This is a genomic window from Actinoalloteichus spitiensis RMV-1378, assembly GCF_000239155.1.
In the GTDB taxonomy this organism is placed as follows: Bacteria; Actinomycetota; Actinomycetes; order Mycobacteriales; family Pseudonocardiaceae; genus Actinoalloteichus_B; species Actinoalloteichus_B spitiensis.
Map to the genome: position 1 here is coordinate 1 of NZ_AGVX02000378.1, position 11,951 is coordinate 11,951.

The window sequence follows — 11,951 nt, forward strand, 5'->3', positions numbered from 1 at the left end:
GGTGCCCGCTTCCCGGCGCCGGGCCGACCGACCGGCCCGTGGTTCCGCCAGCCCCGAGGTCACCCGCCGGCCACCCGCTCGGGGGTCACCTCGGCGCGGTCCACCGCCAGGGCGGCGGAATCCTCGCCGCCGGCCCGCCGGCGGGTCGTCGCCAGGAGATCGCCCGTCCCGGACGCCCGGGGTCCACCGGCCCGGCGGTCCACGAGCAGGACCACGGCGGTGAGCGCCGCGACACCCAGCGCACCGAGCAGGCCGAGAGCACGCAGCTGCGCACCTCGCGTGGTGACCGGGCTCCCTGGCGGGACCACCTCGGTGAGCACCACCCGCTCACCGGCGGCGACACCGGCCCGTTCCTGGCGTTCCCGGAGCTCGGTCGCCGCGAGCTCGACGACCCGGGCGGCCGAGGCGTTCGCACGCGGCCCGGTGTCCGCCGTCACCGTGACGGTGAGGAACGCGCTCGCCCCACCGAGTTGGATGTCGTCGTTGCTGACCTCCACGTTCCCCACGACCCCGGCGTCCGCGAGGTGCTCCTCGGCGCCCGGGGCGGTCAGCACGGTCCTGACCAGCGTGGCCGCCTGCTCCTGGGCTCGGTCCACTGTGGCGAAGGGGTTTCCCCCCTCGGGCCCCGGCTCCGTGATGGCCAACAGCACGGCGGTGACCCGCTGTTGTGGTGGGACCGCGACCGCGGCCGCGACGAGCAGCGCCCCGAGCAGAGCCCCGAGCGCCAGGGTGAGCCGCCACCGGCGGGCGAGCACCCGGAGTACCTGCACCGCGTCCATCTCCGCTTCCGTACCTCTCGTGTCGTCCTGCGGTGTGGGGCCGGCAGGGCCGACCCCCGGTGAGGCCCCGGCGGGCCGTCCCCGGGCGGGGCCGCCCGCTCAGCCCCGGGGCCCGGACGACCGGCCGGCCGCCACCGCGAGCCGTCGCCCCGCGTCCACCGCCGCCCTGGCGACGTTCCTGGCCATGGGCACCGCGTTGTCCCGGAGCCACGGCCGCAACGCGGCCAGCGCGGCCAGTCGTTGTCCCGGTGACAGCGGCGACCGGAGGACGGCCCGGAGGAACCAACCGCCCTCCTCCACGTTGGGGAGCACCAGCGACCGCCGGCCGGGGCGCTGGCTCCGGTAGAACTCGCGGGGGTCGACCCGTTCGCTGATCCGGTCCGGGTGGATCCGGTGCAGCAGCAGTTCCTCGTCCACGTGGGCGAACGGGCCCCGCAGGGCCAGCTCGGCCACCAGCACCCGGTCGCCGGCCTTGATCGGCGGGTTCAGCATCGTGCTGGCCAACACGTGCCGGCGGACCAGGCCGTAGCAGTAGTAGTTGTGGTGCGGCACCTCCAGCAGGTCCCGCACCCGCACGGCCGGTTCGGGGTGGTCGACGCGGCACTCGTTGTGCCAGGAGCCGAGGACACCCCCGTCGGGGCCGATCTCGGTCGCCGAGGACGACGCCAGCACGGCCTCGGGCCGGTCGGCGAGCGCGGAGGCGAGCCGGGCGAGGCGGTCGGGGCGCCACACGTCGTCCGCCGCCGCCCAGGCGAAGAGCCGACCCCGCGCCTCCCCCACCAGCCGGTTGTGGTTCCCCATCACGCCGATGTCCTGGGCCCGCCGCAGGTAGCGGACGCGGGCGTCACCCCGGCCGAGGTCCTGGACGATGTCCCCGGTGGCGTCGGTGGAACAGTTGTCCGCCACGACCAGTTCGTAGTCGACGTCCCGCTGGTCCAGCAGCGACCGCAGTGCCGCCTCCAGGTACGGCTCCCCGTTGCGGACGGGCAGCCCGACGGTGATCGGGGGAGCGGCGACTGGATCGCTCATCCGTTCCTCCCCGCCCTGGTCACCTCGGCCACCCTCGTGCCCTCCCGCTGTCGCGGCAGCCAGGGCGGCAGCCGGTCGACCCCGACCCAACGGCCCCCGGACTCCTCGACCCAGGGCAGGGCCGCCCGGGCCTCCGGCAGCAGCTCGGGCAGGAACACCAGGACGACGTCGGGACGTCGGGACCGCAACCGGCTCGGCGACACGATGGGAACCCGGCTGCCGGGGAAGCGCCGACCGTCCTTCGACGCCGAGGCGTCGGCGACGAACGGCAGCAGGTCGGGGCCGATGCCGGCCGCGCACAGCAGTGGCACCGCGCGGGAACCAGCCCCGTAACCGACGACGCGGCGGCCCAGCGCCCTGCCCTCGGCGAGCCAGGACCGGAGGCTCCCGGCGTCACGGGTCACCCCCTCCTGCAGCGCCCGCAGGCGTTCCGGGTCACCGACACCGAGCGCCGCCTCCTCCGCGAGGAGGGCCCGCACGCTGTCGTCCGGGGTGCCGCGCCGGGTGCAGGCCAGCAACACGGTCCCCCCGTAGAGGTCGAAGCGCCACGCCCTGCGGGCGACGACACCGAGCTCACCGAGCATCGACACGAGCGCGGGCGTCGAGTAGTAGGCGAAGTGGCCGTGCCGCAGCGCGTTCCACTGGTCGGCGCGGAGGATCGCGGCGAGGCTGTGGAACTGCACGAGGAGCACGCCGTCCTCCGCCAGGACCCCCACCCTGCGTCGCAGCGCGGCGGCCTGGTCCGGGTGGTGCATCATCCCGAAGCAGTCCAGGACCAGGTCGGAGGCCGATCCGGGAGCCGTCGGCGTCAGCCCGCGGTGGGTGAGCAGGAGCGACCAGGAGCCTCCGTGCGGGCTGCCGAACTCCAGGAAACCCCCTCGGTCCGGGAGCCAACCCTCGGCCGCCACCAGGGACACCGCTTCCTCTGCCTGCTGGACGAGCACCGCCGGCTCCACCCCCCTGGCCTGCTCGGGGATGCCCGGGTCCTCCAGGAGCTGAGCGAGCCCGCACTCCCGGCACCAGCCCATCCGGAGCGGCCAACAGGGGTCCGGGCCGCCGTCGACCACCGGGGGGAAGCGGTCGCAGGGCGGCTGCTCCCCCAGGTCGAGGACGGGTCGTGGCGCGGGGGCGCCGCACCAGCGGCAGTCGAACCCGGTCATCGCGAGCCCTGCCTTCCCGGTCCCCGGCGGCTCCGCGGACCCCTGCGACCCAACAGCGGGGACCGCCCCGGACAATGTCGACCATGCGTGTCCGCCCGGGTCGGCTTCCAGGGGTGCTGCTCTTCCTGCCCACCCCCCACCACGACGACCGGGGCCTGTTCACCCGCACCTTCGACGCGGCGGTCGCAGCGGAACACGGCATCGACGCGACCGCGTTCCGCCAGGACTCCCAGTCCCGGTCCCACCGGGGCGTGTTGCGCGGCCTGCACGGCAGGAACGGCCGGGGCGAGTCCAAACTCGTCCGCTGTGCGCGCGGAGCGGTGTACGACGTCGTGGTGGACGCCCGCCCCGACTCGCCGACCTTCGGGGAGTACGAGGCGTTCCGGCTCGACGACGACTCCTTCGCCCAGCTCCACGTGCCCGCCGGGTGCCTGCACGGCTTCCAGGTGCTCAGCGACGTCGCCGACGTCTGCTACCGGATCGACGCCGCTCACGACCCCTCGGCCGATGTCGCCGTCCGCTACGACGACCCCGAGCTGGGCGTGGTGTGGCCGCTTCCCGTGAGCGTCCTGAGCGCGCGCGACGCGGCGGCCGGTGGGTGGGCGGAACTGCGCCGCCGGCTGGTGCCGGAAGGCTGACCGCCGACCGCCGAGGGGCGCGCTCACAGCGGGGCCCCCGCTGGAGCGGGCCGCAGGTCCTCCGTGACCACGCCGTCGGCACGCAGCTCGGACAGCCGTGCGAGCCGGGTGAAACGCCGGCGGAACCCGTCCTGGGTCAGGCCGTAGGCCGTGTAGCTGGCGGCCAGCTCCTCGGCGCCAGCGCTGACCTCCCACCTCGGCTCGAACGCGGGCAGGCGGGACATGATGCGGGAGAAGTCGACCACGTAGGACCGGGGGTCGCCGCCGTTCTCCCCGGTGATGACGAGCCGGGAACCCGGTACCGCCTCCACCACCCGCTGCGCGATGTCCGCGACCGTCAGGTTGTTCGCCGAGGTACCGACGTTGAACGCCTCGGCGTGCACCGCCGTCCTCGGCGCCTCCAGGGTCGCCAGGAACGCCGCGGCGATGTCCCGGACGTGCACCAACGGGCGCCACGGGGTGCCGTCCGAGAGCACCCGCACCTCCCCGGTCAGCACGGCGTGGCCGACCAGGTTGTTGAGCACGATGTCGGCGCGCATCCGGGGCGAGGCGCCGAAGGCGGTGGCGTTGCGCAGGAAGACGGGGGTGAAGTCGTCGTCGGCGAGTTCGCGGACGTCGTCCTCGACCATCACCTTGCTGGTCGCGTACGGTGTGACCGGCCGCAGGGGCGCGTCCTCGTCGACCAGTGCGTCACCGGCGGCCCCGTACACCGAACACGTGGAGGCGTAGAGGAAGCGGCGGACACCCGCGTCCCGCGCCAGCCGGGCCAACCGCACCGAGGCCTTGTGGTTGACCTCGTAGGTCACCTCCGGCGTCAGCGCCCCCAACGGGTCGTTCGACAGCGCCGCCATGTGCACCACCGCGTCGACTCCCGCCAGCTGCTCGACGGTGACGTCACGGATGTCGGTGGTGTACCCCGCCGGGTCGGGCACGGACGGGCCGAGGACGCAGTCGGCGAACAGCCCGGAGTCCAGCCCCACCACCTCGTGCCCCGCCCCCGCCAGGATCGGCGCCACGACGCTGCCCAGGTATCCCTGGTGCCCGGTCACCAGCACGCGCATGGGGTGCCTCCGTTCAGCACGAACTTGTCCGCAAAGAAGCCTTCGGCGTATCTCGCCCTGCTCTGTACCCCCCGGACCCTCGCGAGGCCGAGGAACGTCTCGGGGTCGAACCAGTGCCGGTCCGCCTGCGACGGGTAGCACTCGACCAGGACCCGGCTCTTGGCCCGGGCGCACTCCTCGCTCAGCGGGACGAACACCGCCGGCTGGGCGAGGTCGCCGTCCCACTTGGGGATCTCGTAGCCGAGCACGAGGTGGTCCCGGAAGACGGTCGGCACCAGGGTGGCGAGCGTGCGGTGGTCCTGGTGCGCGTCGTGGACGGCCGGAGCGAACACGAGGTCCGGGTCCAGGGTCGCGGCGAGGCGCTCCAACGCGTCCTTGACCGCCGACCAGTGCGCCGGAAGACGGCCGTCGGGAAGGTCGAGGACCCGGCACGAGAGGTCGGCCCCGCCGCAGAGGGCGGCCAGCGCCTTCCGCTCCTCGGCCTCCCGGTCACCGCCACCGCCGGTGCAGACCAGGGCGTCCACCGCCAGCCCCGGACGGGAGGAGCACAGCGACAACAGCGTCCCACCCGCCCCGATGGCGATGTCGTCGCAGTGCGCCCCCAGCACGAGGACCCGGTCCACCCGCTCCGGGCGCAGCCCGATCACGGTGCCGCCACCGGTCGACGCGCCTGCGACGCGCCGTCCGCGTCCCACAGCATCCAGGGGCGGTCCCCGGCCGCGTAGGCGCGGTCGAGGGCCACCCGTTCCTTGACCGTGTCCGCCGGCGCCCAGAACCCCCGGTGCGGGTAGGCCAGCAACCGTCCTCGTTTCGCCAGCTCACCGCAGGCGTCCTCGACGAGGTCTCCTCCGGGCGGCAGGTGCTCGAACACCTCGGGGCGCAGCACGAAGTAGCCGCCGTTCTCCCAGATCGGCAGCCGGCTGACGGGCGTGATGGCACCCACCCTGCTGTTCTCGCCGAGCTCGACGCAGTGGAAGGAGGACTGCGGCGGGACGACCATCATCCCGGCGGCGGCGTCGCTGTCGCGCACCCGGTCCACGACCCGGTCCAGCGGGGCGTCGGTCAGGACGTCCGCGTAGTTGGCGAGGAACAGCTCCTCGTCCTCCACGAGGTGCCTGACCCGGCGCAACCGCTCCCCGATGGGGGAGTCGAGTCCGGTGTGGACGAACTCGATCGTCCAGTCGCGGATGTCGGACGAGCGGAGCTGCACCCGGCCACCGCGCAGCACGAAGTCGTTGGACGCGGTCTCGGAGTAGGTGAGGAAGAAGTTCTTGATGTGCTCGGCCCCGTACCCGAGGCACAGCACGAACTCGGTGTGCCCGAAGTGGGCGTAGTACCGCATCACGTGCCACAGCAGCGGCCGGGGCCCCACCGGGTGCATGGGTTTGGGGAGTTCGTCGGTGGTCCCGACACGCATCCGCATGCCGTGGCCACCGCAGAACAACACGACCTTCATCGATGGCTCCTCACCACGGGCTGGCCTTCGGGAGACCTCGGGTCGACGATCTCGAGCCGGGGAATGGGGAACACCAGCCGTCCACCCCAGTCGGCCACGTGGGCGAGCTGGTCCACCAGCTCGTCCCGCAGGTTCCACGGCAGCACCAGCACGTAGTCCGGGCGGTCCAGCACGAGGTGTTCCGGGGGGCGCACCGGGATGCGGGCGCCCGGGGTGTGACGGCCGTGCTTGTAGGGGTTGCGGTCCACGGTGTACGGGAGCAGGTCGGGACGGATCCCGCAGTGGTTCAGCAACGTGTTCCCCTTGCCGGGAGCGCCGTACCCGACGACCGTCCGCCCGGACCGGCGCGCTTCCAGGAGGAACGTCAGGAGGTCGGCACGGATGCGGTGCACGTCCTCGGCGAGCCCCCGGTGCCCCTCCGCCGTGTGCAGCCCGGCGTCCGCCTCCGCCGCGAGGACCTCCAGCACCGCCGCCGAGGGCGGGCCAGCGGCGTCGGCCGGGCGCGCCCACAGCCGGATCGAACCGCCGTGCGTTGGCAGCGGTTCCACGTCGACCACCACGAGCCCGCCTGTCGCCAGTGCCTGTTGCGCCGAGCGGACCGTGTAGTACTGGAAGTGCTCGTGGTAGATGGTGTCGAACTGGCAGTGCCTGACGAGGCTCAACAGGTGCTGCACCTCGATGCTCACCCAGCCGTCGTCCGCGACGAGGCCCCGCAGACCGGCGGTGAAGCCCCGGATGTCGGGGACGTGCGCGTAGACGTTGTTGGCCACCACCAGATCCGCTGGGCCGTGCTCGTCCCGGACCAGGGCGGCCGTCTCGGGCCCGAGGAACGCGGTGAGCGTCGGCACGCCGTTCTCCCTGGCCACGGCGCCGACGTTGTGCGCGGGCTCGATGCCGAGGCAGCGAACGCCCCGCTCGACCAGGTGCCGGAGCAGGTAGCCGTCGTTGCTCGCGGCCTCCACGACGAAGGAGTCGCGTCCCAGGCCCAGCCGCGCCACCACGTCAGAGACGTACCGCGCCGCGTGCCGCACCCAGGAGACCGAGAAGGAGGAGAAGTAGGCGTACTCGCTGAACGTCTCCTCCGGAGTGATCAGCGCCGGGAGCTGGCCGAGCAGGCAGGAGGCGCAGACCCGCAGGTGCAGTGGGTAGGTGGGCTCGGGGAGGTCGAGTTCTCCCGGTCCGAGGAAACGTTCGCAGGGGGGCGTCGCTCCCAGGTCGAGGACGCTCCGCAGGTCGGGGCACCCGCACAGCCGGCAGTCGTCCATCAGTACGCCCCCTGACCGCGCACCACGGCCCAGCCGGTCTTCCAGAGGATCACGAAGTCGAGGGTGAGCGACCAGCTCTCGACGTACCGCAGGTCGAGCCGCACCGACTCCTCCCACGACAGGTCGCTCCGACCGCTGATCTGCCACAACCCGGTGAGACCTGGCTTCACCACCAACCGCCGGTGCGCCGCCGCGTCGTAACAGGCCACCTCCTCCGGCAGGGGTGGACGGGGCCCCACGAGCGACATCGACCCGGTGAGCACGTTGACCAGCTGGGGCAGTTCGTCGAGGGAGTACCGGCGCAGCACCGCTCCGACACGGGTCACCCTCGGATCGGACCGCATCTTGAACAGGGGGCCAGCTCCCCGGTTCGCCGCCACCAGCCCGGCCCGCTGGTCGTCGGCGCTGGTGACCATGCTGCGGAACTTGAGCATGGTGAACATGCGGCCGTGCCGCCCGACCCGGCGCTGCCGGTAGAGCACCGGGCCGCCCGAGTCGGCGACGACCAGCAGGGCGATCAGCAGCAGGAGCGGCAGGGTGAGCACGAGCAGCACCGCCGCGAGCAGGCAGTCCACCAGGTTCTTCACCACCCGGCGGGCTCCGGTCAGGCAGGGGGCGCTGACCCGCAGGAGCGGCAGCCCGAACACCGGGGCGACGTGCAGCCGAGGACCGGTGACCTCGAGCAGCATGGGCGCCACCACCATCTCGGCGGTGCTGTCCTCCAGCTGCCAGGCCAGCCGTTGCACCCGGGCCGGCGTCCAGTAGGGATCGGGTGCCAGCGCCACCACCCGGTATCCGCCGCGCTCGACGCGGGCGGCGACGTCCTCCACGGTTCCCACGACCGGAACTCCGGCCACCTCACCGGCACACCCGTCGAGGGGTGCGGCCGCCGTGGTGGACAGGCACACCGCCTCCACGCGCCAGCCGTAGTGCGGTTCCCGCCGGGTTCGGTCTATGAGGTCGGACAGCGCTCCCGCACCGCCGGCGGCGAGCACGGGCAACAGGCACTCACCGCGACGCCGCCGGCGGTGCAGCGCCTGCCGCAGCAGGTACCGAGCCGGGGTGAGCCCCCCGGCGAGCACCGGAACCACACCGAAGATCCACGGCCGCAGGGCCGGGGTGTCGACCGCCATCGCGGCCAGGGCCAGGACGACCATCGTGGTGAGCAGCACCCGACCGAGGCGGCGGTACTCCTCCGCCCCCTGCCCGAGGACGCGCGGTTCCCACGCCCGGCACCCCACCATCGCGAGCGTCACCGTCGTCCAGGTGACGCCGGCCAGGGTGAACGCGACCGACGGAGGGACCTCGGAGGACCTGCCGCCGAGAACGACGGCGGCCCCGACCACGACCGTCACGGTGATCAGCTGGTCGGTCAGCACGACACCGGTGCGGTGCCGGCGTTCCCACCACGTCGTGGGTCGAGCGGCCGGGGAGGGAGAGCAGGTTGTCGGGTTCGGGCACCCGTCGTCGGCCGGGGGCACCTGGCTCCCCGTCGGAGCGCTCGGGTGGGGGCCCTCCGGTGGGGTCGTGACGAGGGCGGTCCTCGCCAGCGGAAGGGTCGTCGGGTCCTGTGTGGTGTCGAGGGAGATTGGTCCGGACAGTACGCCGGTATCGGTGATCGCCGTTCCGTCCTGGAAACTTCGCGAGAACCGAACGGTGCGCTGCGTGTGCACGCTGATGAACCCCCAGCCTTTCCCATTCGTGCCAGGCATCCCGGCGGCGGTCACGAATCGGCCGTCCGCGACGGCGAACGGCGACCGGACGCCACCGCCGGGCGCAGTCAACCACCCGGCTCACGGGGCAGCGTTTCGAATCAGACGGCTGACAATCGTTCGTTCGAGGCGAGAAAAAACCTGCTAAGAGAGGGATCAAGTAACACATCGCAGCGAACATGTCCCTCGACAGAGTCGATCTCCGGACTTGCACTCCGCACGGCTCTGACAGGTGTCGAGCCCTTGGCGCAGGCCCGTCACGCAGCGAAACCAGGCGCCGGTAACCGTCTGTTATCGGATCGAAACGATCAGCGTAGGAGGGCGCGTCGAACGGCTCAGCCCACTAGGCCAACGGGAACGAACGACCGGTCGCGGCACGGGCCGAGACGCCACGGGAGGCAGCGCAGCGTCACCGTGGTCACGCCGGTGCCAGCACCTCCCGCCCCGGCTTCGTGCTTCCGCCGCGGGTTCGTCACCACTGCCACCCCAGCGGGTCCCGCGCCTCCCCCGGGCCGTCGCTCCAGGGGTGGGCCGGGCACCGCCCCGACCAGGAGTGGTCCAGCGGTCGGTCCGCAAGTCGCAGCCGGCGACCCCGCTCGACGTGGGTTGGCGTTCCTCGCCCCGCCCGACCGGCGGTCGTGTGGTGGTCGACCTCGGGTGCTCGACGGAGGCCGCGCCAGGCGCGCCGCCGTCCTCCGCCGCCACCACGACCGTTGCTGACCTCCGCTTGGCCGGCTCCCACCCCGCGACACGCAGACCGTGGACACGGCGGCGGCACCAGCGCCGCCGAAGCCCCGCCATCTTCCGGGTGGGAACGTTCACCGCCCTGCCACGACCGTCGGACACGCACGACCGCGCGGCGCTGCCGGGCTCGGCCATCGTGTGCCGACCCACGCGGCCGCAACCTCGTACCCGGTTCGTGCCTTTCGTGTCCCCGAGACGACGTCCCGGCTTCGGTCCCCTCCCCGCCGGCAGCCCGGGACCGGGTTCGCCCTCCGGCCTGGGCGTGAGCACCAGCCCCTCCTTCCGGGGGCCAGCCCACGCGGCGGGAGCGCCACCGCACACGGCGGCGTCGGGGTTCCCCGCGCGGCCGCTGCCGCTGACCAGGTCGGGGCACCCAACGACGAAGGGCCCCACCCTGCTGGGTGGAGCCCTTTCGCTGCTGCTCGTCCGCTGTGGCCAGGGCCGGGGTCGAACCGGCGACCTTCCGCTTTTCAGGCGGACGCTCGTACCAACTGAGCTACCTGGCCGTTCGCTCCCGGTCATGGTGACCGATAGCTCTGGCGACCCCGACGGGACTCGAACCCGCGACCTCCGCCGTGACAGGGCGGCGCGCTAACCAACTGCGCCACGGGGCCATGATGGCCTTGTGCTGTGCCGTGCTCCCAACGGGATTCGAACCCGCGCTACCGCCTTGAAAGGGCGGCGTCCTAGGCCGCTAGACGATGGGAGCGTGGCCGGACCAGCCTGACCCGGCCTCGCCCTCAACGATTTTTTTAACTTCTCTCGTTGGGAGCACGCATAGCATAGGACACGTTCGAGGCGAATGACAAAACGGGTGGTCAGAGGCCTGCACCCCCCTGGGGCACCCAAGCCGCGACCCCCGCCCCCAACCCGGCGCCCGGTCCCATCTTCGCTGGTCAGAGCCCATTTTCACCCTGCCAACCAGCGCCATGACCCGAAGGCACGGCCAACCCCTGCGGGGCCGCACCCGCACAACATCGAGAACGTGTCGCTGGTCACTCGCCAGTTTACTCCGTTCGGAGTACGCCGCGCGGCGTACCACCCGCGCCCGTCCCGACACCGGGAACCACGCCCGACCAGCCCCAGCCCCGACCTCCCGCCGCGCTGGCACGCGGAGCCGGCCGACCTCAGGCCCCGACGAGCGCCGGGTTCCGCCCCTGGAACTCGTTCCACCAGCCCTCCGTGGCCACACCGGGCAACACCACCCGCCAGAGGCGGGTCACCCGTTCCGCGAGTTCTCCGCTGCCGCTGGTGCCGTGCGACACGGCACGCGCCCCCACGACCCCGGCGGCGATGACACCGGCCAGGTCGACCGGCTCCACCCCGGGCCGCAGCAGCCCCCGCCGCGCCGCGTCCGCGAGCAACCGGCTCAACAGACCCTCCCAGCTGACGTACCAGGCGCCGAACAGGTCACCAGGCCCGCCGTCCTCCCCGAGGAGGCGAATGCCCGCCCAGGCGAGCTCGTCCTCGGTCAGCAGGCGCGCGTAGTCGTCGACCATGAGGACCACGGTCTGGAGCGGATCGGACGCCCCGCGCAGTCGGTGCCGCTCGATTTCGGCCCACCCCCTCCTTGAATAGTCAATCAGGTGCTGGGCGAGTGCCTCTTTCGACGGGAAGTGGAAATAGAACGCGCCCTTGGTGACCCGGCTCCGTTCCAGGATGACGTTCAGGGAGGTGGCCCCGAACCCAAGACGGGCGAACTCCCGGGCGGCGGCCAGCACTATGGCCTCGCGGGTGACCCTGGCCCGATGTTGCTGCGGCATCGTGGCTCCAACATGGGGAAACACGGACTCGTGGACCCCGGCCGAGGTCCACACCGACGACATCGGTCGGTGATCAACAAAGTTACCGTGTCACCCACATCGGCGATCCGAACGAGTGCACCGAACGCCGGAACGGTTACGGTCATTACGCGACGCGTTGCCGAAAAAGGAACCGGTCGGTATGTTTCCCCTGAGGCGGCCGCCGTGTTCCGGGATCACCGAATACCTTCGGGGCCGCCCACCCGAGATCAGTCGCGCTCCGGGGGGTGCGCGACTGGCGCGGCGCCCCGGCGCCGGAAAGCGCGGTGGGGGTGGGCGCGGTACGCGCCCACCCCCACCGACCT

Annotated in this window: 10 protein-coding genes and 3 tRNA genes; 1 reads left to right on the forward strand and 12 read right to left on the reverse strand. The window is 72.6% G+C overall.

Annotated features, from left to right (window positions below):
• Positions 1-59: 59 nt before the first annotated feature.
• The 3 genes from ACTIDRAF_RS0216695 to ACTIDRAF_RS0216705 all read right to left on the reverse strand — a co-directional run bounded on the left by ACTIDRAF_RS0216695 (position 60) and on the right by ACTIDRAF_RS0216705 (position 2,968).
• Positions 60-779: a hypothetical protein gene (locus tag ACTIDRAF_RS0216695; RefSeq protein ID WP_016699866.1), complete on the reverse strand. Its 720-nt coding sequence runs from the start codon at positions 777-779 to the stop codon at positions 60-62.
• A gap of 99 nt (positions 780-878) precedes the next feature.
• Positions 879-1,808 (reverse strand): glycosyltransferase family 2 protein, encoded by a 930-nt coding sequence (locus ACTIDRAF_RS29355; RefSeq protein ID WP_016699867.1) that lies wholly within the window; start codon positions 1,806-1,808, stop codon positions 879-881.
• Complete coding sequence (locus tag ACTIDRAF_RS0216705) at positions 1,805-2,968, reverse strand: class I SAM-dependent methyltransferase (RefSeq protein WP_016699868.1); 1,164 nt, start codon at positions 2,966-2,968, stop codon at positions 1,805-1,807. Before ACTIDRAF_RS0216705 ends, ACTIDRAF_RS29355 begins: the two co-directional genes overlap by 4 nt.
• Before the next feature lie 83 nt (positions 2,969-3,051).
• Here ACTIDRAF_RS0216705 and ACTIDRAF_RS0216710 point away from each other — a divergent pair, with 83 nt between their 5' ends.
• Positions 3,052-3,606, forward strand: coding sequence for a dTDP-4-dehydrorhamnose 3,5-epimerase family protein (locus tag ACTIDRAF_RS0216710; protein ID WP_026066188.1), 555 nt, complete (start codon positions 3,052-3,054; stop codon positions 3,604-3,606).
• A gap of 23 nt (positions 3,607-3,629) precedes the next feature.
• On the opposite strand, the gene ACTIDRAF_RS0216715 is transcribed toward ACTIDRAF_RS0216710, so the two are convergent.
• From ACTIDRAF_RS0216715 to ACTIDRAF_RS0216755, 9 genes are all read right to left on the reverse strand, one after another.
• A complete protein-coding gene (locus tag ACTIDRAF_RS0216715; protein ID WP_016699870.1) occupies positions 3,630-4,667 on the reverse strand; it encodes an NAD-dependent epimerase/dehydratase family protein in 1,038 nt (345 codons plus the stop codon).
• The gene (locus ACTIDRAF_RS0216720; RefSeq protein ID WP_026066189.1) at positions 4,652-5,314 is read right to left on the reverse strand and encodes a PIG-L deacetylase family protein; all 663 of its coding nucleotides are present in this window, start codon (positions 5,312-5,314) and stop codon (positions 4,652-4,654) included. Before ACTIDRAF_RS0216720 ends, ACTIDRAF_RS0216715 begins: the two co-directional genes overlap by 16 nt.
• Positions 5,311-6,123: a glycosyltransferase family protein gene (locus ACTIDRAF_RS0216725; protein ID WP_016699872.1), complete on the reverse strand. Its 813-nt coding sequence runs from the start codon at positions 6,121-6,123 to the stop codon at positions 5,311-5,313. The genes ACTIDRAF_RS0216720 and ACTIDRAF_RS0216725 overlap by 4 nt, the downstream gene beginning before the upstream one ends.
• Positions 6,120-7,388, reverse strand: a complete 1,269-nt coding sequence (locus ACTIDRAF_RS0216730) for a class I SAM-dependent methyltransferase (protein ID WP_016699873.1) — start codon at positions 7,386-7,388, stop codon at positions 6,120-6,122. The genes ACTIDRAF_RS0216725 and ACTIDRAF_RS0216730 overlap by 4 nt, the downstream gene beginning before the upstream one ends.
• Positions 7,388-8,767 carry a sugar transferase gene (locus tag ACTIDRAF_RS0216735; protein WP_016699874.1) on the reverse strand — a complete coding sequence of 460 codons (1,380 nt, stop codon included), beginning with the start codon at positions 8,765-8,767 and terminating at the stop codon, positions 7,388-7,390. The genes ACTIDRAF_RS0216730 and ACTIDRAF_RS0216735 overlap by 1 nt, the downstream gene beginning before the upstream one ends.
• Positions 8,768-10,276: 1,509 nt before the next feature.
• A tRNA-Phe gene (locus tag ACTIDRAF_RS0216740) sits at positions 10,277-10,350 on the reverse strand.
• Between the two features lie 31 nt (positions 10,351-10,381).
• A tRNA-Asp gene (locus tag ACTIDRAF_RS0216745) sits at positions 10,382-10,458 on the reverse strand.
• Between the two features lie 22 nt (positions 10,459-10,480).
• Positions 10,481-10,553: transfer RNA gene (locus tag ACTIDRAF_RS0216750), tRNA-Glu, on the reverse strand.
• A gap of 418 nt (positions 10,554-10,971) precedes the next feature.
• A complete protein-coding gene (locus ACTIDRAF_RS0216755; RefSeq protein WP_026066190.1) occupies positions 10,972-11,607 on the reverse strand; it encodes a ScbR family autoregulator-binding transcription factor in 636 nt (211 codons plus the stop codon).
• Between the last annotated feature and the right edge of the window lie 344 nt (positions 11,608-11,951).

What these genes read in the sequence shown, in the direction of transcription:
- ACTIDRAF_RS0216695 (WP_016699866.1), bottom strand. Translation starts at nt 779, where the DNA reads ATGGACGCGGTGCAGGTACTCCGGGTGCTCGCCCGCCGGTGGCGGCTC.
- ACTIDRAF_RS0216755 (WP_026066190.1), bottom strand. Translation starts at nt 11,607, where the DNA reads ATGCCGCAGCAACATCGGGCCAGGGTCACCCGCGAGGCCATAGTGCTG.
- ACTIDRAF_RS0216710 (WP_026066188.1), top strand. Translation starts at nt 3,052, where the DNA reads ATGCGTGTCCGCCCGGGTCGGCTTCCAGGGGTGCTGCTCTTCCTGCCC.
- ACTIDRAF_RS0216715 (WP_016699870.1), bottom strand. Translation starts at nt 4,667, where the DNA reads ATGCGCGTGCTGGTGACCGGGCACCAGGGATACCTGGGCAGCGTCGTG.
- ACTIDRAF_RS0216730 (WP_016699873.1), bottom strand. Translation starts at nt 7,388, where the DNA reads ATGGACGACTGCCGGCTGTGCGGGTGCCCCGACCTGCGGAGCGTCCTC.
- ACTIDRAF_RS0216705 (WP_016699868.1), bottom strand. Translation starts at nt 2,968, where the DNA reads ATGACCGGGTTCGACTGCCGCTGGTGCGGCGCCCCCGCGCCACGACCC.
- ACTIDRAF_RS0216725 (WP_016699872.1), bottom strand. Translation starts at nt 6,123, where the DNA reads ATGAAGGTCGTGTTGTTCTGCGGTGGCCACGGCATGCGGATGCGTGTC.
- ACTIDRAF_RS29355 (WP_016699867.1), bottom strand. Translation starts at nt 1,808, where the DNA reads ATGAGCGATCCAGTCGCCGCTCCCCCGATCACCGTCGGGCTGCCCGTC.